19 protein-coding genes are annotated in these 20,297 nt (G+C 72.6%); 12 read left to right on the forward strand and 7 right to left on the reverse strand.

Going from position 1 to position 20,297, the window contains the following annotated elements; all coding sequences use genetic code 11:
- Positions 1 to 27: 27 nt before the first annotated feature.
- The 4 genes from ACIOMQ_RS10835 to ACIOMQ_RS10850 all read left to right on the forward strand — a co-directional run bounded on the left by ACIOMQ_RS10835 (position 28) and on the right by ACIOMQ_RS10850 (position 6,192).
- Positions 28 to 1,407, forward strand: a complete 1,380-nt coding sequence (locus ACIOMQ_RS10835; RefSeq protein ID WP_402188633.1) for an alkaline phosphatase PhoX — start codon at positions 28 to 30, stop codon at positions 1,405 to 1,407.
- A gap of 470 nt (positions 1,408 to 1,877) precedes the next feature.
- Positions 1,878 to 2,921, forward strand: a complete 1,044-nt coding sequence (locus tag ACIOMQ_RS10840; RefSeq protein ID WP_362197978.1) for a LacI family DNA-binding transcriptional regulator — start codon at positions 1,878 to 1,880, stop codon at positions 2,919 to 2,921.
- A gap of 3 nt (positions 2,922 to 2,924) precedes the next feature.
- A complete protein-coding gene (locus ACIOMQ_RS10845; protein ID WP_402188635.1) occupies positions 2,925 to 5,147 on the forward strand; it encodes an FAD-dependent oxidoreductase in 2,223 nt (740 codons plus the stop codon).
- A 166-nt stretch (positions 5,148 to 5,313) separates the two neighbouring features.
- A complete protein-coding gene (locus ACIOMQ_RS10850; protein ID WP_402188829.1) occupies positions 5,314 to 6,192 on the forward strand; it encodes a polysaccharide deacetylase family protein in 879 nt (292 codons plus the stop codon).
- A gap of 21 nt (positions 6,193 to 6,213) precedes the next feature.
- Here ACIOMQ_RS10850 and ACIOMQ_RS10855 read toward each other — a convergent pair whose 3' ends face one another.
- Genes ACIOMQ_RS10855 through ACIOMQ_RS10870 form a run of 4 tightly spaced genes read right to left on the reverse strand, consistent with a single transcriptional unit; the run spans position 6,214 to position 8,664 of the window.
- On the reverse strand, positions 6,214 to 6,417 hold the full coding sequence (locus ACIOMQ_RS10855) for a hypothetical protein (protein WP_362197987.1): 204 nt from the start codon (positions 6,415 to 6,417) through the stop codon (positions 6,214 to 6,216).
- A gap of 14 nt (positions 6,418 to 6,431) precedes the next feature.
- A complete protein-coding gene (locus ACIOMQ_RS10860; protein WP_362197990.1) occupies positions 6,432 to 7,100 on the reverse strand; it encodes an ABC transporter in 669 nt (222 codons plus the stop codon).
- A complete protein-coding gene (locus tag ACIOMQ_RS10865; RefSeq protein ID WP_401263775.1) occupies positions 7,097 to 7,990 on the reverse strand; it encodes an ATP-binding cassette domain-containing protein in 894 nt (297 codons plus the stop codon). The genes ACIOMQ_RS10860 and ACIOMQ_RS10865 overlap by 4 nt, the downstream gene beginning before the upstream one ends.
- A complete protein-coding gene (locus ACIOMQ_RS10870) occupies positions 7,987 to 8,664 on the reverse strand; it encodes an AIM24 family protein (RefSeq protein ID WP_362197993.1) in 678 nt (225 codons plus the stop codon). The genes ACIOMQ_RS10865 and ACIOMQ_RS10870 overlap by 4 nt, the downstream gene beginning before the upstream one ends.
- A 72-nt stretch (positions 8,665 to 8,736) precedes the next feature.
- Here ACIOMQ_RS10870 and ACIOMQ_RS10875 point away from each other — a divergent pair, with 72 nt between their 5' ends.
- The 5 genes from ACIOMQ_RS10875 (at position 8,737) to ACIOMQ_RS10895 (ending at position 13,312) form a co-directional block, all read left to right on the forward strand.
- Positions 8,737 to 9,525: a peptidyl-tRNA hydrolase gene (locus ACIOMQ_RS10875; RefSeq protein ID WP_362197996.1), complete on the forward strand. Its 789-nt coding sequence runs from the start codon at positions 8,737 to 8,739 to the stop codon at positions 9,523 to 9,525.
- Between the two features lie 28 nt (positions 9,526 to 9,553).
- Positions 9,554 to 9,712, forward strand: a complete 159-nt coding sequence (locus ACIOMQ_RS10880) for a hypothetical protein (protein ID WP_402188637.1) — start codon at positions 9,554 to 9,556, stop codon at positions 9,710 to 9,712.
- Between the two features lie 243 nt (positions 9,713 to 9,955).
- Positions 9,956 to 11,296, forward strand: coding sequence for a DUF692 domain-containing protein (locus ACIOMQ_RS10885; RefSeq protein WP_401936320.1), 1,341 nt, complete (start codon positions 9,956 to 9,958; stop codon positions 11,294 to 11,296).
- 7 nt (positions 11,297 to 11,303) lie between these two features.
- Positions 11,304 to 12,413 carry a TIGR04222 domain-containing membrane protein gene (locus ACIOMQ_RS10890; RefSeq protein ID WP_402188639.1) on the forward strand — a complete coding sequence of 370 codons (1,110 nt, stop codon included), beginning with the start codon at positions 11,304 to 11,306 and terminating at the stop codon, positions 12,411 to 12,413.
- A gap of 98 nt (positions 12,414 to 12,511) precedes the next feature.
- Entirely contained in the window at positions 12,512 to 13,312 is an 801-nt protein-coding gene (locus ACIOMQ_RS10895; RefSeq protein ID WP_401263641.1) for a TIGR04222 domain-containing membrane protein, read from the forward strand.
- A 171-nt stretch (positions 13,313 to 13,483) separates the two neighbouring features.
- Here ACIOMQ_RS10895 and hemQ read toward each other — a convergent pair whose 3' ends face one another.
- Together hemQ and hemG are read right to left on the reverse strand one after the other, a co-directional pair.
- The gene (hemQ, locus tag ACIOMQ_RS10900; RefSeq protein WP_362198008.1) at positions 13,484 to 14,197 is read right to left on the reverse strand and encodes a hydrogen peroxide-dependent heme synthase; all 714 of its coding nucleotides are present in this window, start codon (positions 14,195 to 14,197) and stop codon (positions 13,484 to 13,486) included.
- A gap of 4 nt (positions 14,198 to 14,201) precedes the next feature.
- A complete protein-coding gene (gene hemG / locus ACIOMQ_RS10905; RefSeq protein ID WP_401936314.1) occupies positions 14,202 to 15,689 on the reverse strand; it encodes a protoporphyrinogen oxidase in 1,488 nt (495 codons plus the stop codon).
- 127 nt (positions 15,690 to 15,816) lie between these two features.
- On the opposite strand from hemG, the gene ACIOMQ_RS10910 reads away from it, so the two are divergent.
- Together ACIOMQ_RS10910 and ACIOMQ_RS10915 are read left to right on the forward strand one after the other, a co-directional pair.
- The gene (locus tag ACIOMQ_RS10910; protein WP_362198014.1) at positions 15,817 to 16,800 is read left to right on the forward strand and encodes a DUF4349 domain-containing protein; all 984 of its coding nucleotides are present in this window, start codon (positions 15,817 to 15,819) and stop codon (positions 16,798 to 16,800) included.
- Between the two features lie 37 nt (positions 16,801 to 16,837).
- On the forward strand, positions 16,838 to 18,226 hold the full coding sequence (locus ACIOMQ_RS10915) for an FAD-dependent oxidoreductase (RefSeq protein WP_402188642.1): 1,389 nt from the start codon (positions 16,838 to 16,840) through the stop codon (positions 18,224 to 18,226).
- 28 nt (positions 18,227 to 18,254) lie between these two features.
- On the opposite strand, the gene hemE is transcribed toward ACIOMQ_RS10915, so the two are convergent.
- Positions 18,255 to 19,328 carry a uroporphyrinogen decarboxylase gene (gene hemE, locus ACIOMQ_RS10920; protein WP_401755638.1) on the reverse strand — a complete coding sequence of 358 codons (1,074 nt, stop codon included), beginning with the start codon at positions 19,326 to 19,328 and terminating at the stop codon, positions 18,255 to 18,257.
- A 91-nt stretch (positions 19,329 to 19,419) separates the two neighbouring features.
- Between hemE and ACIOMQ_RS10925 the strand changes: the two genes are divergently transcribed.
- Entirely contained in the window at positions 19,420 to 20,079 is a 660-nt protein-coding gene (locus ACIOMQ_RS10925) for a DUF3000 domain-containing protein (RefSeq protein ID WP_362198024.1), read from the forward strand.
- The last annotated feature ends 218 nt before the right edge of the window (positions 20,080 to 20,297 follow it).

A 20,297-nucleotide genomic window follows, 5' to 3' on the forward strand; every position in this document is an offset into this window, starting at 1 on the left:
ACCTGTCCGCCAGCAGGGAGTTGCCTCATGTCATCAGCTGTGTCACGACAACCCGCAACACGACGACAGGTCCTGGCCGGCAGCGGCGCGGCCGTTGCCTCGATCGCCTTCGCCGGGGCGTTCTCCGAGCTCTTCGCGGGTACCGCCGCCGCCCGGGGGCACAGCGGCTACGGCCCGCTGGTGCCCGACCCGGACGGTCTGCTCGACCTCCCGAAGGGCTTCCGCTACCGGGTCCTGTCCCGGGAGGGCGACCTGCTCCGCTCCGGCGAGGGCCGGGTCCCCAGCAACCACGACGGCATGGCCGCCTTCGCGGGCCGGCACGGACACGTCCGTCTTGTGCGCAACCACGAGAACCGCGTCACCGCCACCATCGCGGTCCCGGCCGTCGAGGGCCTGACCTACGACCCGATGGGCAAGGGCGGCTGCACGGCCCTGGAGCTGGACGGCCGCAACAACGTCCTCGGCGAACGCGTCGCCATCGCCGGTACGGCGGTGAACTGCGCGGGCGGCCGCACTCCTTGGAACACCTGGCTGACCTGCGAGGAGACCGAGGACAAGGCCGGCACCAACGGCTACACCAAGGACCACGGCTTCATCTTCGAGGTGGACGGCGCCGATCCGCACCGCACCGGGGCGGTGCCGCTCACCGCGATGGGCCGCTTCCAGCACGAGGCGATCGCGATCGATCCGAAGAGCGGGATCGTGTACGAGACGGAGGACGCCTTCGAGAAGCCGTTCGGGCTCTTCTACCGGTTCCTGCCGCGAAAGCCGCTCGGCGGGACCGGTTCGCTGCGGGCGGGCGGCCATCTGGAGGCCATGCGGGTGCCGGGCGTCCCCGACCTCTCCGTGGTCCAGGAGACCGGTGCGAGCTTCGAAGGCATTGAGTGGGTGCCCGTACCGGATCCGCTGGCCGCCGGGACCCCGATCCGGTTCCAGGACTTCGGCCCCGGGGGCATCACGCACGCGCAGAAGCTGGAGGGCTGCTACTGGGGCGGTTCCGCGGTCTACTTCGTCTCCAGTTTCGCGCGGAGCTCGCAGGGTTCGGCGGCCGACCACTACGGCCAGGTGTGGCGGTACGAGCCGAAGCGGCGCCGCCTCACGCTGGTGATCGTCTTCGGCCCCGGTACGGACATCCAGCTGCCCGGCGAGTCCCCCGACAACATCTGCCTGGCCTCCGACGGCGGGCTGATGGTGTGCGAGGACGGCGGCGGCGCGCAGCATGTGTTCGGCCTGACGCGGGGCGGCGAGGTGTACCCGATGGCGCGCGGCCGGCAGAACATCGGGACGGCCGAGGAGCCCGAGTGGGGCGAGTTCGCCGGGGTCACGTTCGCTCCGGACGGCGGGACGATGTTCGTCAACTGCTACACGCCGGGAACGACGTTCGCGGTGACGGGGCCGTGGCGCTGACGCGCTGACGTGCCGGGGGGGCGGGCGGTCGCCGTCCGCCCCCTTCTGCCGTCCGCCCTCCCTACTGCCGTCCGCCCTCCCTACTGCCGTCCGCCCCGGCACGAGGCGGCGACGTGGTCACGCATCCGGCCGCCGAGGAGTTCGCGCACCGGGACGCCGAGCCTCCTGCCGGGTCCTGGCACCGACTCGCCCAGGCCCGTGGACGCCCTCGCCGGTGTCGGCCGCGGCCGGCATCGTGCTGTCGCCGCGGTCGGGGAGAGCAGCCCTACGAGGCCGGTGATCTCCATGCCGCACTTCTATGAAAACGTTCCCACAGTTTCATGACGGCCATCGGGATCGCATCTCAGCAATGAGCGGGGCTCGATCCAACCCCCTTGCACACAGCGGATTCTCCGCAGCGAAGCGCTCTTGACACGTCTGGGGACGTTCGCAAGGATCCTCCACGTTCCGCAAGAAGCGAGAGGACAGTCGTGGCAGTCACCATCCGGGAAGTGGCGAGCGCCGCGGGCGTCTCGGTGTCGACGGTGTCCCGTGCGTTCACCGCGCCCGGCCAGGTCCAGCCGAAAACCCGGCAGCGCATCCTCGACGCCGCGGCCGGGCTCGGCTACTCCCCCAACCCGGCGGCGCGGAGTCTGCGCGGCGGCAGCACCGGAACCCTCGGGCTGATCGTCCCGGACATCACCAACCCGTTCTTCCCGCCGATCGTCAAGGCGATGCAGGCCCGCGCCCGGCGCCTGGACTACACGGTCCTGGTGGCCGACAGCGACGAGCGCGAGCAGGACGAGCTGGAGACGATCACGGCGTTCTCCCAGCGGGTCGACGGCCTGATCCTCTGGGCCTCCACGCTCGCCGAGGACCGGCTGCGCGAACTCGCCGCCCGGATGCCGGTGGTGATCGTGAACCGCCATGTACCGGGCATTCCCGAGGTACGGATCTCGCTGTCGGCCGGCATGTCCCAGGCCGTCGAGCATCTGGGTGCCTACGGCCACCGGCGCTGTGCGTTCATCAACGCCTCGCGGCCCGAGCTCAACCGCAGCAGGCCGATTCACGAGTCCTTCGAGGCGATGGGCCTCTCCCTCGTCGAACTCGGCCCGTACGAACCGCGGTTCGAGACCGGTGTGCACGCTGCGACGCTGGCCGCCTCGCACGGGGCCACGGCGGTCGTCGCCCACAACGACCTGGTCGCCCTCGGCGTGCTGCACCAGCTGGCGGGCCTCGGCGTCAGCGTGCCGGGGGACGTCAGCGTCGTCGGCATCGACGACACACTGCTGGCCTCCGTCTCCACACCCAGCCTGACCACGATCAGGATCGACCCCGAGGAGGTGGCCGGCCGGGCCGGCGACCTCCTGATCGAAACGATCAACAGCCGAACGAACGGCAGCCGGACGGCCGGCAACCGGACGACCGACGACGGGACCCCGTACGTGGAGATCGGCTCCCGCCTGATCCCGCGCGCCTCCACGGGGCCCGCTCCGGCATCCGCGCCCCCCGCGACCGGCCCCGATGGGAAGTGAACGATGAGGAACGAAACCGCACGGCACGACGTCACCGTCGTCGGCGGTGGCCTGGCCGGGGTCTGCGCGGCGATCGCCGCCGCCCGCCTCGGGCGCACCGTGGCCCTGATCAACAACAGGCCGGTGCTCGGCGGCAATTCCAGCAGCGAGGTCCGGGTCTGGGTCTGCGGCGCCACCGGGCACGGCAAGAACCATCAGGCCCGTGAGGGCGGCATCATGGGCGAACTGTTCGTCGAGAACCAGTTCCGCAACCCGGACGGGAACCCCTACTACTGGGACGCCGTCGTGCTGGACGCCGTCCGGGCCGAGCCCGGCATCACGCTCTACCTCAACACCGATGTGCGCGAAGTGGACGCGGACGGGCCCGAGGACGCCCGGCACATCACCGCCGTCACCGGATGGATGATGGGCTCCGAGCGACGCGTCCGCTTCGAGAGCGAGCTGTTCCTGGACTGCTCGGGAGACGGCCTGATCGGTGCTCTGGCGGGTGCCCGCCATCGCATCGGCCGGGAGGCGCGGGCGGAGTACCTCGAACCGTGGGCGCCCGAGACCGAGGACCGCGTCACTCTCGGATCGACCCTGCTCTTCTACACCAAGGACGCCGGGCACCCGGTCAAGTACGTACCGCCGGCCTTCGCCAGGAACATCGCCGAGACATCGATTCCGCAGCGCCGCATCATCAAGTCCGGTGACAACGGCTGTGCGTACTGGTGGATCGAGTTCGGCGGAGAGCTCGACACGGTGCACGACAACGAGCGCATCCGCGACGAGTTGTGGGCGGTCATCCACGGCATCTGGGACCACATCAAGAACTCCGGGGAATTCGACGCCGACACCATGACACTGGAGTGGGTGGGCTCGGTGCCCGGCAAGCGCGAATACCGGCGCTTCCTGGGCGACCACGTACTCCACCAGGGCGACATCCTCGGCCAGACCGAGTTCACCGACCGGGTCGCGTTCGGCGGCTGGTCCATCGACCTGCATCCGCCGAAGGGCATGTACGCCACCGAGGACGGGGCCAAGCAGCGCTACGCGGACGGCATTTACCACATCCCCTACCGGAGCCTGTACTCGGCGAACACGACGAACCTGCTCTTCGCCGGGCGCAACATCTCCGCCAGTCATGTCGCCTTCGGCTCGACCCGGGTGATGGCGACCTGCGCCACGATCGGCCAGGCCGCGGGCACCGCCGCCGCACTGTGTGCCGCGCAGGGTGTCACTCCGCGCGCACTCGACGTGCCCACACTGCAACGCGCCTTGCTGCGGGAGGACGCCTCCGTCATCGGTCTGGCCTCGACCGACCCGGACGACCTCGCCCTGTCCGCCACCGTCACGGCCTCGTCCGGTCTGGCCGGTCTCCGTGCGGAGACACCGCGGGAGCCGTGGCCGCTGAGCGCCGACGCGGGCCTCGTGCTTCCCGTCGACCCCGAGCTGACCGGCCTCGAACTGCTCGTCGGCGCCGAGCGGGACACAGAGCTCGTCGTCGAGCTCCACGACCCGGAACTCGGCCAGAACTACGTTCCCCGTCGCCTCGTCGAGTCCGTCACCGTCCCGGTCGCCGCCGGGTCGAAGCAGTGGGTCGGGACGGGGCTCCGGTGGTCGCCCGAGAGCTCCCGCAACGCCTTCGTCGTCGTGCGGGCCAATGAGGATCTCGCCCTGTACAGCACCGACGGGCCGCCCCCGGGTGTCCTGGGCCTCAGCCGCGTTCCGCTGGGTCCGCACGACGAGTCGCCGCAGTTGCTGCGCGAGTGGAACGACACCGGGCTGCTGCGCCGCGCCTTCTGCTTCCGGGCGGGTGAGACCTCCGCGTACGCCCCCGCCAAGGCCGTGGACGGCTACGCCCGCCCGTACGCCGGTCCGCACATGTGGGTTTCCGAGCCCCTCCAGGAGGGCGCCGAAGCCTGGCTGGAGCTGGCCTGGCCGCAGCCCGTCACGCTCCGCCGGATCGATGTCCTCGCCGATGACGACGTCAACGAGGACCTGATCAACCTCCATCACCACAAGACCCCGTTCGACACGCTGCCCACCCTCCTGCGGGACTATCGCGTCGAGGCACGCGGGGCGGACGGCACCTGGCGGACCGTCTCCCGCACGACGGACAACCGGCGCCGCCGCCAGGTGCACACCCTGGACGAGCCGGTCCGCACGGCGGCGTTGCGGATCGTCGTCGAGGCGACCAACGGAGCCGCGTCGGCACACGTCGTCGCCGTCCGCGCGTACGCGTAGGAGCGCGGGAGCACCGGAGCGCGCGGAGCATCCGCTCGACGGCCGAGGGGCGCCGACTCGACGGCCCGGGTGAATCCGCGCGCGACTCCGGTGCGAGGAAGCGCCACACGTGCTTCCTGGTGAGATAAAACGATACTTTCCGCCAGTGACCAACTCTGTACGGAAAATGACCGCTTTGGCTGTTCTGGGGACGGTTCTCGGCAGTCTCGCCGGGTGCGGGAGCCTCGGGGACGCCACCGCCGACCACACCCCGACCGAGGGGCGCACGCCCTCCGCCATCCATGCTCCCGCGCACGCGGCCTCGGCACCGCCTTCCGCGGGCGCGCCTTCCGCGACGGAGCAGCCGCCCCCCACCATGGCTCCGGACCCGAGCACGCTGACGCCGGTCTTCATCCATGGGGCGAGGACCGGCGAGAAGGTGGTGGCGCTGACCTTCGACGCCGACATGACGGCCGACGAGGGGCCGCGCGCGGCCGCGGGGGAACACTTCGACAATCCCGCGCTGATCGCACTGCTGCGCCGGTCGAAGGTGCCCGCCACGGTGTTCATGACGGGGCGGTGGGCCGACGAGTACCCGGCGCAGGCCCGGTCCATCGGTGCCGACGCGCTCTTCGAGATCGCCAACCACTCGTACAGCCACTACGCCTTCACGTCGCCGTGCTACGGGCTGCCGACCGTCGCGAAGGGCGGGATGCGCGGCGAGGTGGAGCGGGCCTTCGCCGCGTTCCGGAAGGCCGGTGTGCGCCATGTGGTGCCGTACTTCCGCTTCCCCGGCGGCTGCTACGACGATGCGACGCTGCGCGCGCTCGGGCCCGAGAAGGTGACGGCGGTGCAGTGGGACGTGGTCAGCGGCGACGCGTTCGCCACGGACGCGGACGCGGTGGCGCGGCAGGTGCTGGACGGGGTGAAGCCGGGCTCGGTGGTCGTCATGCACTGCACCCGCAGCGCGGCGCCGGTCACGGACGAGGCGGTCCGCCAAGTGGTCCCGGAGCTGCGCCGGCGCGGGTACCGCTTCGTGAAGGTCTCCGACCTGATGCGCGGATAGGGCTCGTGCGGACCGGCGGAGTCAACCCGAGCAGGCCGAGCGCTGGGCCTCCTGCCATTCGCAGACCGGGCAGAGGGTGATGCCCCTGACCGCCTCCGGGTACTCGGTCGGCTTCCGGCACAGGACGCACTCGGCGTACGGGGGCCCCGCGGCGGCCTGCGCCCCGGCGGGTGCGGGGGGCACGGCGGGCGTCCCGCAGTACGGCTCGTCCACGCGCTCATCCATGCGTACGAGCCTACTCAGCCGCGCAGCGAGGTGAGCCGGCAGGCGAGCGCGGCCACCGCCGCGGCGAGGGCGGCTGCCGCGAGGAGCGGCAGGACCGGCAGGTGCACCGTGCCCGTCCGCGCTCCGGTGACCAGGCCCGTCACGGCGTGGTTCGCGGGCGAGCCGGTGGTCACCAGGGCCAGCAGTGCGGTGAGCACGGTTCCGGCGACGGACCAGCCGCGCCGGTGCAGCAGCGGCCGGGTGCACAGCGCGCCGGCCGCCGCCCCGACCAGCACGCAGCAGGCGGTGGCGAGCAGCCCGGCGAGGCCGGCGGGCAGCAGGTGCACCCGGACGGCGTCGTCGGTGCTGACCGGCTTGCTGATCAGCAGCACGATCAGGGTGGCGACCGCGCCCAGGATCCCGGCGCACCCGAGCGCGGCGAGGAGCGACGCGAGATGGACCCGCGGCGATCCCGCCGCCGCGGCGGCGACGGTCCGCGCGGCGGGCGGCTCCTGGTTGACGCAGAGCTGTACGAGCCAGGCGGTGACGGGCAGAAGCCCGGCGGCGGCGTATCCGAGCGAGTCGAGGACGGGCTGCCCCGACTGCACGCCGATGCCGAGGAAGGCCGCGTACAGCAGTACGGGGGCGAGCCAGCGCTGGGAGCGGATCAGCAGGGCGGTCTGGTAGCGCAGGAGGGCGGTCATGGCGCCTCGGGGTCGGGGTCGGTACCCACGACGGCTCCCTGGTCCCGGGTGGCAGGGCCCGGGGTGGTCGTCAGGTGTCGGATGTGCCAGGGCGGGCGCGCGGTGAGGAGGGCGCGCAGCAGTGCGTCGGAGTGCGCGGCCGCGACGGTGAGCCGTACGCCCCCGTCGGCCGCGGGCGTGCGCGCGGGTGCGCCCGGCAGCCCGGTGGGAAGTGCGGCGCCGGGTGGGCCCGCCGCCTCGATCCGTACCCGCGGCCCCGTAGCCGCCGTGCGCGCCGAGGGGACGGCGGCGAGCCCGTGCCCCTCGACCCGGAACACGGCGTCGACCGCCCCGGCGAGCCGCCGCGGGTCGTGGTCGACGAAGACGACGGTGGAGCCCGCCGCGACCCGTTCGGCCACGGCCCGGTCCAGTTCGTCGCGGGCCGCCGTGTCGAGGCCGGTCCAGGCCTCGTCCAGGACCAGCAGCTCGGGTTCGGCGAGGAGTGCCTGGGCGACGGCGACCTTCTGGCTGGTTCCCTTGGAGAGTTCCGCGAGAGGGGTACGGGCATGGCCGGCGGCCCCGAAGCGGGCGAGCCACGACTGCGCCCGGTCCGCAGCCTCGGAGGTCCGCAGGCCGTGGATCCGGCCGAGGTGGACGAGATACCCGGTCGCGGTGAACGGCAGCGCGGCCGGGAACCGCTCGGGGACATAGGCCGTGCGGGGCCTGCGGCCGGTGATCCGGCCCTCCGTCGGGGCGTCGATCCCGGCGAGCAGCCGCAGCAGCGTCGACTTGCCGGTCCCGTTGGCGCCCTCGATCCGGAGCAGCGCGTGCGCGGGCACATCGAGATCGACCCCGCGCAGCACCCATGGTCCGCCGAGGCCGTACCGGCGGCCCACCCCGCGCAGGTTCAGTTGGCGGACGCCTTCTCGGGCTTGGCCTCGCTGGGCCGCACGATCACGAATCCCTCCCCGTCCAGCCTCAGTTGGACGGCCTCTCCGGAACCGCCGCGCACCATCGATCCGAAGCTCTGCGAGCGGTGCAGCGATGTGGTCAGGTGGGCACTCCAGCCGACCACCGCGTCCGTGTCGACGCAGACCGGCTGCTGGGGCGTGACGGGTATCACGATGGGGTGGCCCTCACACATCAGGCCGAGCTTGCCGTAGCCGGTGAAGACGCTGTTGAAGAGCCCGCCGCCGGTCATCCCGGCGCCCTTCACGGTCTTGATCTCGTAGGAGAGCGTGGGGTCGAAACAGAGCACGTTGCGGCCGTTGATGGTGAGGACGTCGCCCTGTTCCATGTCCACGATGAAGCAGTTGGCGGCCTCGTGCGCGAACCAGGCCTCGCCCTGACCGCGGACCGCCATCAGCGGCAGCCCCTCGCCGGTGACGGCGCGCTTGAGCATGCCGCCGAGGCCCTGCCCCTTGCGCTCGAACTGCAGATTGCCGCGGAAGGCGATCATCGATCCCTGCCGGGCGTGCATCTCGCCGTTGACGGCGTACTTGATGGATTTGGCGTTCTGCAGCGTCATCCCCGGGGCTGTTGCCTGCTGCGCCATGTTCTCGCTGGAAAAGAGATCGCTCTTCATGCGGTGCATCCTCACCCGGAGCGGTTCATTCCGCCAAGAAGGGTTTGCCGGGCGGCTGGCAGACTGGGACGGGTGAGCGAGAACGACACCCCCGTATCCCCGTCCGGACATCCGGCGACGCCCTGCTCCCCCGCGGCGGACAGCCCGTTCAGGACCGAGCCGACGAGTCGCGACGAGGCGCCGCAGTACGTACTGCCGCTGGTCGTGCACATCGAGAAGACGGCTCCCCCGGCCCGTACCGACGCGCTGCGGACCGCCGCCCGCGCGGTGCTCGTGATGCTCTCCGACGAGCGTTCGGTCGGCGAGGGCGAGTGGGCGCGGGCGATGCGGGACTGGCAGGACGCCCGGATCCGCAAGGTGGTACGACGGGCGCGCGGCGCGGAGTGGCGCAAGGCGTGCGCACTGCCCGGCATCACGGTCACGGGCGAGAGCGCCGAGGTGCGGGTCTTCCCGCCGGTGCCCCTGGACGGCTGGCCGAAGGAACTGGCGAAGCTTCAGGTCTCGGGGACGGATCTGGACGACCCCGAGCCGCCGGCCGCACCCGACCCCGCGGGCCCGGTGCTGTGGCTGAATCCGGAGCTGACCATGTCGGCGGGCAAGACGATGGCGCAGGTCGGGCACGGTGCGCAGCTTGCCTGGTGGGAGCTTTCGGACACCGAGCGCAAGGCGTGGCGCGAGGCGGCCTTCCCGCTCTCCGTCGCCACTCCGGACGCGGGCCGGTGGCGGGAACTCATGGTGAGCGGAGGTCCGGTGGTGCGTGACGCCGGGTTCACCGAGATCGCCCCCGGGGAAACGGTTGTGGTGGAGGGGGCCCACCGTGCCGGTTCCCTCTCCCCATCGGCTGAGCGCCTCGGGGGCTGAGGGCTGTCCCGTAGTCCCTGGTGGATCAGTGTGCGCGTCGGATGCGGTTCGTCGCAAGGGATACGAGACCCGGGGCGGAGTCACCGCCAAGGGCCGCGCCGCCAACGTCGCGGTGACCATCCAGCCGACCGGCAAGGCAGCCATGAAGCATGGCGAGAGCGTCGTGGACACGGCACTCTGCCGCTGAACCGCACCTGTTGGGGGCCCCGGCGCGTGCGGACCGGTGCCGCGGACGTACGGCGGCCGGGGTGCTCGCCGGCCGTCCCGCGCCGCGCGGCTGAGCGGCGGCGGGTCGGCTGCGCGAGTCGGCGGCGACGCCCCGGCCTCCCCGGATCGGGAACCTCAAATCAACCTCTGAACGTCCTCGTCTTCGGGTTCACCACCGCTCGCCGGGGCCATGAGCCCTGCACCGAGCGGAGGAGGGGGCGGCATGGAGCTGGGAATCGGCATCGGCTGGCGGCCGGAGATCGCGGACGCCGTCGAGGCGCTGCCGGGGATCGACTGGGTGGAGGCGGTCGCGGAGAACGTCTGCGCCGGCCATCTGCCCGATTCGCTGGTGCGGCTCAGGGAGCGCGGTGTCACCGTCGTCCCGCACGGCGTCTCGCTCGGCCTCGGTGGGGCCGAGCGCCCCGACGCCGGCCGGCTCGCGGATCTCGCGGCCCGTGCCGAACTGCTCGCCACCCCGCTGGTCACCGAGCACATCGCGTTCGTACGGGCCGGCGGGCCGCGCACCTCTTCGCCCGGACTGGAGGCGGGCCATCTGCTGCCCGTCCCCCGGACCTGGGACGCGCTGGGCGTGCTGTGCGAGAACGTGCGGATCGCGCAGGAATCGCTGCCGGTGCCGCTGGCGCTGGAGAACATCGCGGCGCTGATCTCCTGGCCCGACGAGGAGCTGACCGAGGGGCAGTTCCTCGCGGAACTCGTCGAACGCACCGGGGTCCGGCTGCTGATCGACGTCGCCAATCTGCACACCAACCACGTCAACCGCGGCGAGGACCCGGCCACCGCGCTCGACGAGCTGCCGGTGGAGGCCATCGCGTACGTGCATGTGGCGGGAGGCGTCGAGAGGGACGGCGTCTGGCACGACACCCACGCCCACCCGGTCACCGAGCCCGTGCTCGGTGTCCTCGCCGAGCTCCGCTCCCGGGTGGACCCGCCCGGCGTCCTCCTGGAACGGGACGACGACTTCCCGCCGGCCGGAGAACTGGCGGGCGAACTGACCGCGATCCGCGCCACGCTGGACCGGGCGGCCGCCCCGCATGCGGGCGCGCGGGCGCACACCGCGCGGACCGTCCCGAACGCCGGCCGGCCCGCGCCCGCCGCGAGGCCCGTACCGCGCCCCCGGGGCGCAGCGTCCCCGGACTCCGCGCGCGACCGGGTCGCGGTCGCCCAGACCGCGCTGCTCTCCGCCCTCGTCGCGGGCACCCCCGCCCCGCAGGGCTTCGACCATCGCCGGCTCGGGATCCAGAGCCGGGCGCTGGCGGCCAAACGGGCCGGGGTCGTCGCCAAGGTGGCACCGGAACTGCCGGAGATCCTCGGTGACGGATACCGGGACGCCTTCCTCGCCTATGCCAGGAACCGTCCGATGTCCGCCGGATACCGGCGCGACGCGCTGGACTTCGCCGAGGGGCTGCTGATCGCGGGCCGGCCCGCCGACGACGCGGCACGGCGCCGGCTGACCCACTGGTGGCAGGACCGGGCGGCCGCCCGGCCGCCGCGCCGCTCCACCCGGCTGATACGAGCCGCCCGCGCGGCCCTGATCGGAAGGTGACCGGACGGTGATCGGCATCAACACCCTCGCCCTGCTGGTGGATCTCTGTGTCGTGGCCTCCTCGGTCCTCCTGGTCGTGGGGCTCACGCGCGCCCGCCGCAGCTCCGGCGGCTCCGTCCACGACCTCTTCGAGGCCGCCTTCCTGAACGGTGGTCCGGGCCGGGTGGTGGACACCGCGCTCACCGCGATGCAGACGGACGGACGGCTCGTCATCGGCGGTCCCGGCATCGTCGCCGTCCAGCAGACGGACGCCCGCGACCCGGTGGAGCGCGCGGTGCTCCAGGAACACGCCTTGGCCCCCAGCGGCGCGCTGCACACCCTGCGCGACGCGGTGATGCGGCATCCCGCGGTGCAGGAGATCGGCGACGGGCTCGCGGCCCGCGGTCTGCTGGCCTCTCCCGCCGCGAGCCGCGTGTGGCGGCGCTGGGGCGTCGCGCAGGGTCTGGGCAGTCTGCTGGCCGTGCCGCTCGCCGTCGTGGTGACGGTGACACAGGCCCTGGCCGACGACGAGGGCGACTTGTTCTCCTCCGTACCGTTCGCTCTCAAGGTCTTCCCGGCCCTGGTGATCGGCTTCCTGACCGGCTTCATCTGCGCGAGCGTCGCCCGGGGCCGCGTCACCAGGGCGGGGCGGCGGGCGGCCGAGGCGTACCGCACCACCCATGCCCACGACCCGCAGCCGGCCCGTCTGGTGGCGACGCACGGACTGCGCGCCCTCCCCGATCCCGTACTCCGGGCGCAGCTGATCGCGGCGGCGCGGATGCGCCCGGCAGTGCGCGCATCGGGCCGGTCCCCGGGGGCGTCCTCGGGGCCGTCCGCGGACTCCTCCGCCCTGCTGCTCGCACCGGCGGTGTGGTGTGCCGATACGGGCCCCGGCAGCGGCAGCTGCGGAAGTTCCAGTGACGGCGGCAGCAGCAGCGGAGGGGGCGGCGGATGCAGTGCGGGGTCGGGCTGCGGCTCGGCATCCGGTTGCGGCGGGTCGAGCGGTTCCGGTTGCGGCGGGTCGAGCGGTTCCAGCTGCTCCGGCGGCAGTGGTTCCAGCTGTGGTGGAGGGTCCAGTTGCTCCGGCGGCAGTGGTTCCAGCTGTGGTGGAGGGTCCAGTTGCGGCAGCAGTTCCTGAGCGGCGGCGGCGACCCGCTCCTGGGCGCGGGCCGCCGAACCGTCCACATGGTGAACCGGCCATGGCGTTCCCCCACCCGGCCCGCATAGGAATCCGTCATGATCTGGGTTCTGCTGCTGGTCGCATGGGGCGCGGCGGTCGTCTCGTGCATCCGGCTCTGCCTCGTGGCCGCTCGCGCGGGGCTGCTGCCCGACGCGTCTTCGGACGCCGCGCGAAGGGCGGCGGACGGTCATGAACTGACCCTGTACGAGGCCGCTTTCCTGTCCGGCGGTCCGCACCGGGTGGTCGATCTGACGCTGGTCACCATGCATCTGCGCAGGCGGCTGCTGCTCGCCCACACCGGGTGGGCGACGGTCGTGGACCCGGAGGGCCGGGACGAGATGGAGCGCGCGGTGATACGTGCCATCGGCCCGGAGGGCCAGTCCCCGATTCCGCCGGTACGGGCGGCCGCGGCCACCGCCGACGCCGTGCGCGCCCTCGCCGACCGGCTCGTGGCCGCGGGCCTGGCCGCGCCCGGTGGCGCCGGGGACGGGGTCGCCGCCGCGGTCCGCGCGGTGCGTGGCGCGGCGCTGCTGGTGGTCGCGACGGGCGCCGCGGCGCTGCTGATACCCGGTCAGGTGGGCGGCCCCGGAGGCCCGATGATGTCCTTGCCGGTCTGGTTCGGGCCGCCGCTCGCGCTGACGCTGGGCTGTCTGGCCATAGCCCGGATGGAGGTCCACCCGTACAGCAGCACCTGGGCCTCACCGGCCGGTCAGCGGCTGCTGGCCGCGTACGAGAGTCCGGCGGCGGACATGGACCACGGTGTCCTGGCGGCGTTCGCCGTACGGGGTGTGCGCGCCGTGACCGATCCGGCGCTCCGGGCCGCGCTCGGGGGCGGGCCCGCCGTTCCGGGCCCGTAGGCTCCCCGTCCGCCGTCGGGGGAACGCGTGCCGAAAAGACGCCGGTGCGGCGCGCGGAACGCGCGCCGCACCGGGGGCCGAACCCGGTGTCGCTGGAACGACGGGCTGCGCGGAAACGCGCCGGGTGCCCGCCGTCTGATCTTCCGGGTTGGGGTGGTCGGAGCCCGCTCGCTACGCGAGCCCGGCCACCAGGTCTGCGACCGACTTCCTGCGTCCCGTGAAGAACGGGACCTCCTCGCGGACGTGCATCCGCGCCTCGGAGGCGCGCAGGTGACGCATCAGGTCGACGATGCGGTACAGCTCGTCGGCCTCGAAGGCGAGGATCCACTCGTAGTCGCCGAGCGAGAAGGAGGCAACGGTGTTGGCCCGGACGTCGGGGTAGCCGCGGGCCATCTTGCCGTGGTCCGCGAGCATGCGGCGGCGGTCCTCGTCCGGCAGCAGGTACCAGTCGTAGGAGCGCACGAAGGGGTAGACGCTGATGTAGTTGCGCGGCGTCTCGTCGGCCAGGAACGCCGGGATGTGCGACTTGTTGAACTCGGCGGGACGGTGCAGCGCCATGTTCGACCAGACCGGCTCCAGCGCCAGGCCCAGCTTGGTGCGCCGGAAGAGGTTGTACGCCTCCTGCAGCTCGTCCGCGGTCTCGGCGTGCCACCAGATCATGACGTCGGCGTCGGCACGCAGGCCGGAGACGTCGTAGGTGCCGCGGACGGTGATGTCCTTCGCCGCGAGCTGGTCGAACAGCTCCTGGACCTCGTCGGCGTAACCGGAACGGTCCGCGGGCAGGACGTCGCGCAGCTTGAAGACGGACCACAGCGTGTAGCGGATGACCTCGTTGAGGTCCTTGGCCTTCTTACCGGCGTTGGGGATCTTCTCAGGCGCACTCATACGGCTATTGTCCCGCCTCGCTCCGAGTGCCCTGAACCAGGGTCGACGTGGCGATGATCTCTTCCCCGGGCCCGCCCCCGATGTCCCGGGCGATCTCGTCCGCGGCCCGGTGGGCGCTCGCGACGCACGCCGGGATGCCGACGCCGTCGTAGACGGCTCCGCAGACCCGCAGGGCGGGCAGCCTGGCGACCTCGTCGCGGATCCGGGCGACCCGGGCGAGGTGTCCCACGGGGTACTGGGGCAGTCCGCCGATCCACCGGGTGACCTCGGTGTCCACGGGCTTCGCGGCCAGTCCGGTCGCCGCCGCCAGGTCGCGCAGCGACACGTCGACCAGTTCGGTGTCCTCGCGGTGCAGGTGGTCCTCTTCGCCGTACCGGCCGACGGAGGTGCGCAGGACGAACAGGTCGGGGGCGGAGTCGGCGACCCAGTTCCACTTGTGGGTGGAGAAGGTGGAGGCCTTGATGGTGCGGCCGTCCACCGGCGGCACCAGGAATCCGGAGCGCCCGTCCAGTGCGCCGGTGGCGGCCACGTCGGAGCGGCGGAACGCCATGGTGACGAGGGCCATCGACGCGTACTCGACCCCGGCGAGCTCGGCGGAGGCCGCCGGGGACTCGGCGGCGAGCAGGGTGGAGGCGGACCAGGCGGGCGCGGCCAGCACGATGCCGTCGGCGGCGATCACCCGGGCGTCCGTGCGGACGTCCCAGCCGTCGGTGGTACGGGTCAGGCCGAGCACCGGGGTGGCCGTCAGGATCTCGCCGCCCGCCGCGCGCACGGCGTCGGCGACCGCGTACGGGAGGGTGCCGATGCCGCCGTCGATGCCCTGGAAGACCGGTCCGGTCTGCTGCCGGGCCGCGGCCCGCTCCTGGATGCGCCGGACGCCGTCGAGCAGCGAGCCGCCCTCCCGCGCCACCTCGAAGAGCTGCGGCACGGCGGCGCGCATCGAGATCCGGTAGGCGTCGCCCGCGTACACGCCGCCGAGCAGCGGTTCCACGAGCCGGTCGACGACCTCGCGGCCCAGCCGGTCGGCGACGTACGCGCCGACCGCGACATCGTCGCCGACGGCGGTGGGGGTGAGGTCGCGCTCCTGCGCGATGCGGGCGAGTCCCTCCGGGGAGAGCACTGCGCCGAGCGCCGCCGGGTCGCCCGGCACTCCCATCACGTGGCCCTTGGGCATGGGGCGCAGGGCGTCGCGCGTCCAGACCGACGCGGTGGCGGTGGCGGGCGGCTGGAGACGGTCGCCGAGCCCGACGGCGCGTGCCAGGTCGACCGCCTCCGGGCGCCGGGCGAGCATCGACTCGGCGCCCAGGTCGACCCGGGTGCCCGCGATCTCACCGGTCATGAGCTTGCCGCCGAGCCGGTCGGTGGCCTCCAGGAGGGTTACCCGCAGCCCTGCCCCGAGAAGCCGGTGGGCGGCGGCGAGACCGGCGATGCCACCGCCGATGACGACGACATGACCCGTGCCTGTGTCCGCGCGGTTGATTGAACGCTGCATGCCCCCACTCTCTCAAACCTCGTCCGAGTCCTGAACGTGACCGCTTCGAAACCGGTATCGGGCAAACCGCTCCCCCGCCCCGTACGTCGAACCGGCACCATCAACCACCCGCCCCGGGGGAGAAGTTATGCAGACAGACCGGAATTCCGGCCGCCCGGCCACCCGCCGTTCACGCGCAGCCCTGGCCGCCGGGCTGCTGGCCGGACTCCTCGCGCTCAGCGGCTGCGGCGCCTCCGGCGGCGCGAGCGACTCGGGTTCCGGCGACAGCAAGAGGGCGCTCTCCGCGGGCGAGCGCAGCGCCGCGGACTCGGGAGCCGGCAAGGCGGCGCAGGGCCCGAAGGAGGCCGGTGGTTCGCCGGCGGAGCGGAAGACGTCCGGCGGCCTGCCCGCCGGCACCCATGTCATCCGTACCGCCACGCTCTCCGTGGAGGTGAAGAGCGTACCGGGGGCCGCCGCGGCCGCCCGCTCGGCGGCGGAGAACGCGGGTGGTCTGGTGGCCGGCGAGGAGACCGAGCGGGTCGACGACACACGTGAAATGTCACATATCGTGCTGCGTGTTCCGCAGGACGCGTACGACACGGTGCTGCGGGAGCTCACGGGCGCCGGGAAGCTGCTGTCGCGCACGTCGTCCGCCAAGGACGTCACCGACCAGGTGGTCGACGTGGAGAGCCGGATCACCACCCAGCGGGCGAGTGTGGCGCGGGTGCGCAAGCTGATGGACCGGGCCGGCAACCTCACCGACGTGGTCGCGCTGGAAGGCGAACTGAGCAGCCGCCAGGCGTCCTTGGAGTCGCTGCTCGCCCAGCAGGCGTCGCTCAAGGACCGCACCGCGCTGGCCACGATCACCCTCGACCTCTCCGAGCCGGAGCCGGCGGCGAAGGACGGCGGTGACGACGACCCCGGTTTCCTGGACGCGCTCGGCGGCGGCTGGCACGCCTTCGTCACGATGCTGCGGTGGCTCGCGGTGGCGGTGGGCGCGGCGGCCCCGTTCCTGGTCGCGGTCGCCGTACTCCTGCTGCTGGGGCGGCTGCTGCGCAACCGGCTGCGTGGACGCCGCGCACCGCGGTCGCCCGAGCCGTCGGGGCCCTCGTCCACTCCTCCGGCGTCGTAGCGTGGTCCCTTCGGACTCGGTGTCGAAGGGACCAGACATGACGGCGGAGCGACTGGTGGTCATCGGGGGTGACGCGGCGGGTATGTCAGCCGCGTCCCAGGCCCGCAGGCTTAAGGGCCCCGACGAGCTGGGCATCGTCGCCTTCGAGCGGGGCCATTTCACCTCGTACTCCGCCTGCGGCATCCCGTACTGGGTCGGCGGCGACGTCACGGAGCGGGACGATCTCATCGCCCGCACGCCGAAGGAGCACCGGGCCCGCGACATCGAGCTGCGGATGCGCACCGAGGTCACCGAGATCGATGTCGCCGGGCAGCGGGTACGGGCCCTGGACCGGGAGACCGGTGAGACGTACTGGACGGACTTCGACAAGCTGGTGATCGCGACGGGGGCCCGGCCGGTGCGCCCGGCGCTGCCCGGCATGGACGCGCCCGGAGTGCACGGGGTGCAGACGCTGGACGACGGGCAGGCGCTGCTGGAGTCGCTGGACCGGGTGGCGCCGGGGCGCAGGCAGGCGGTCGTCGTCGGGGCGGGCTACATCGGCGTCGAGATGGCCGAGGCGATGCTGAAGCACGGTTTCGAGGTGACCGTTCTCAACCGCGGCGAGCAGCCGATGGCGACGCTCGACCCCGACATGGGGCGGCTGGTCCACGACGCGATGGACGGCCTGGGCATCACCACGGTCAACCGGGCCGAGGTCACCGCGATCCACACCGGCCCGGACGGCCGGGTCCGCGCGGTCGCCACGGGCGACACCTCCTACCCGGCGGACGTGGTGGTGCTCGGTATCGGCGTGGAGCCGGAGACGACGCTGGCGCGCGCCGTCGGCCTCCCGCTGGGCCCGCACGGCGGACTGCTCACCGATCTGTCGATGCGGGTCGTCGGGCACGGCAACATCTGGGCGGGCGGCGACTGCGTCGAGGTCCTCGACCTGGTGGCAGGCCGCACCCGTCACATCGCGCTGGGCACCCATGCCAACAAGCACGGCCAGATCATCGGGGCCAACGTGGCGGGCGGCTACGGAACGTTCCCGGGAGTGGTGGGCACGGCCGTGAGCAAGGTGTGCGATCTGGAGATCGCCCGCACCGGGCTGCGCGAGAAGGACGCCCGCGCGGTGGGCCTGCGGTTCGTCACGGCGACGATCGAGTCGACGGGCCGGGCGGGCTACTACCCGGGGGCGCGGCCCATGACGGTGAAGATGCTCGCGGAGTACCGCACGGGGCGGCTGCTCGGCGTGCAGATCGTGGGCCGGGAAGGGGCCGCCAAGCGCGTGGACATCGCGGCCGTGGCGCTCACCGCCGGGATGACGGTGGACCAGATGACGGCCCTGGACCTGGGCTACGCGCCGCCGTTCTCACCGGTCTGGGACCCGGTCCTGGTGGCGGCCCGCAAAGCGGTGACGGCCCTGCGGCGGGCGGGCACCGCCTGAGTGCGCGGCGCCCGGCGGCCCGGTGCCCTCAGCGTTCGGTCCGCTCGTGCACGTACTCCACGAGCCGGGTCAGGGCGTCCGGTTCCATCGACGGCATCACGCCGTGGCCCAGGTTGAACACGTGGCCCTCCAGGCCGGCGGCCGCGTCCAGCACCTCCTGGGCCTTCTCCTCCACCACGGCCGTCGGAGCGAACAGCACCGCGGGGTCGAGGTTGCCCTGGAGCGCCTTGCCGGGGCCGACCCGGCGCGCGGCCTCGTCCAGCGGAACCCGCCAGTCGACGCCGACGACGTCCGCGCCCGCCTCGCCCATCAACCCGAGAAGTTCACCGGTGCCGACACCGAAGTGGATGCGCGGGACCTTGTACGGGGCGACGGCCTCGAAGACCTTCGCCGAGGCGGGGAGCACCGAACGCCGGTAGTCGGCGGGGGCCAGCGCGCCCACCCAGGAGTCGAAGAGCTGGACGGCCGAGGCACCGGCCTCGATCTGCACCTTGAGGAAGGCGCCGGTGATCTCGGCGAGCCGGTCGAGCAGGTCGGCCCAGAGCTGCGGGTCGCCGTACATCAGGGCCTTGGTGTGTTCGTGGTTGCGGGACGGGCCGCCCTCCACGAGGTAGCTCGCGAGGGTGAACGGCGCGCCCGCGAAGCCGATGAGGGGGGTGGCACCCAGTTCGGCGGTGAGCAGGCCGATGGCCTCGGTGACGTAGTGGACGTCCTCGGGCGTGAGGTCGCGCAGCCGGGCCAGATCGGCGCGGGTGCGGATCGGTTCGGCTATGACCGGGCCGACGCCGGGCTTGATGTCGAGGTCGATCCCGATGGCCTTGAGCGGTACCACGATGTCGCTGAAGTAGATCGCGGCGTCCACCTTGTGGCGCCGCACGGGCTGCATGGTGATCTCCGCGACCAGCTCCGGCATCATGCAGGAGTCGAGCATCGGGATGCCTTCGCGCGCCTTCAGGTACTCCGGCAGCGAACGCCCCGCCTGGCGCATGAACCAGACCGGCGTGTGCGGCACGGGCTCGCGGCGGCACGCCTTCAGGAACGCCGACTCATGGGTGGCGGAGGTCTTCGTCTGCTGGCCCGTGGGGCGATCGTTGGCACTCACACCTGGAATCTTCGCACGAAGCCGTAAGCAGCCGGGCCCGCCCGGGTGTCCCTCCCTGCGCGAGGCTCCGGTTCCGCCTACTCTTCCCCGCATGGCTCCGGCTCAGGGACAGTTCTCCGATCAAACCGATGGCGCTGACAGCAAGGACAGCGCGGAGGGTGGTTCCGTCCCGCCCGCGTTCCGGTCGGCGGTCGACGCGCTGCACTCGGCGCGGCTGCGCCCCGAGCTGGAGGTGGAGTCGACGCCGCCGCCCAAGCGGCTCGCTCCGCACGCGTATGCCCTGGAGGCCGCGGTGGTCCAGGGCGAGGAGGACCTCGCCGACGGCCGTCTCGTGCTGCTCCACGACCCGGCGGGGCACGAGACCTGGCAGGGGACCTTCCGTCTGGTGACGCTGGTACGGGCCGAACTGGAGCCGGAGATGGCTTCCGACCCGCTGCTGCCGGAGGTGTGCTGGTCGTGGCTGACCGGTGCGCTGGAGGCGCGCGGTCTGTCGTACGGAGAGGCGGGGGGCACGGTGACCCGGGCGGGGTCGCACTACTTCGGCGCGCTGGCGACCCGGCGCCCGGCGACGCAGATCGAGATCCGGGCGTCCTGGACGCCGCGCGAGGGCCGGGGCGGGGTGCCGGACACGGCGGCGCATCTGATGGCGTGGGGGGATCTGCTGTGCCAGATCGCGGGCCTGCCGCCGTCGGACCCCGCCGACGGGGCCGTGGTGACGCTCCCCCAGCGTCGCGGCCCCCAGGCCCCCTGAGACGCCTCCCACCCTCTCTCCCGTCCCCCGCCGCCCATCTCCCCTCCCCGTCTCCCGTCTCCCGTTCTCCCACAAAGCTTTCCCCACGCCGGTAACACTGCGTCACGAAAATCGCAGTATTACCGGCGTTCTTTTCGTACAATCGATCGCGCGTCCGATTTGCCCGAATTGTTACTCACTAAATCGTGATCTTCCTCTAAAGGAGGACGGGTCTGCTG

It is taken from the genome of Streptomyces sp. NPDC087845 (genome assembly GCF_044742755.1).
Classification (GTDB): domain Bacteria; phylum Actinomycetota; class Actinomycetes; order Streptomycetales; family Streptomycetaceae; genus Streptomyces.